Consider the following 948-nt stretch of genomic DNA (forward strand, 5'->3'; position numbering starts at 1 on the left):
TTCTGGAACGACGATGACAGACAAAGCAACCCGCATCGACCTCTTCAGCGTGCGCACGGTACCGATGCGCGCTTTTCATCTGACGTGGATGGCGTTCTTCGTCTGCTTCTTCGCGTGGTTCGCCTGTGCGCCGTTGATGCCGCTGATCAAGAGCCAATTCGGCCTCACCGTCGATCAGGTCGCCAATATCAATATCGCCGCGGTCGCTGTCACGATCCTCGTGCGCCTCGTGATTGGTCCACTGTGCGATCGCTACGGTCCGCGCAAGGTGTATTGCAGCTTGATGCTCGCAGGGGTGTTTCCGGTGCTCGGCGCGGCGCTTTCCACCGGCTACGAGAGCTTCCTTCTGTGTCGCCTGTGCATCGGCGCGATCGGCGCCTGCTTTGTCATTAGCCAGTACCACACGTCGATGATGTTCGCGCCCAACGTGGTCGGCACCGCCAACGCGGCGACAGCCGGGTGGGGCAACACCGGGGCCGGCGCCGCTCAGGCGCTCGTGCCGCTGCTGCTGGCGGGGATCATGGCGCTCGGCGTGGAACAGTCGTCCGCGTGGCGCCTCGCGCTGGTGGTGCCGGGCCTAGCGATGCCGGTCATGGCGTTGCTCTACTGGCGCTTCACGCAGGATTCCCCGCAAGGCAGCTTTGCTGAGCTGCGAGCAGCCGGAATCGCGATCGACGGAGGCAAGAAGGGCGGTTGGGCCAGCTTCCGCGCGGCCTGTGCGAACTATCGCGTCTGGATGCTGTTCGTCACTTACGCGGCGTGTTTCGGTGTCGAGGTGTTTATTCACAACGTTGCCGCGATCTATTACGTTGATCATTTTCATCTGTCGCTCAAGGCGGCAGGCATTGCCGCCGGCAGCTTCGGTCTGCTCGCCCTGTTCGCCCGTGCGCTGGGTGGCTGGCTGTCGGACAAGGCCGCCGCGCGCCGCGGCCTCGACGTCCGCGCGAC

1 protein-coding gene is annotated in these 948 nt (G+C 64.1%); it reads left to right on the forward strand.

Annotated elements, in window-relative coordinates; genetic code table 11:
* Positions 1-13 precede the first annotated feature (13 nt).
* Positions 14-948 (forward strand): MFS transporter (locus tag A6V37_RS02055; protein WP_064285726.1); only part of this gene is annotated, 935 nt, incomplete at its 3' end.

Origin of the sequence: Paraburkholderia ginsengiterrae, assembly GCF_001645125.1 — a bacterium.
Classification (GTDB): Bacteria; Pseudomonadota; Gammaproteobacteria; order Burkholderiales; family Burkholderiaceae; genus Paraburkholderia; species Paraburkholderia ginsengiterrae.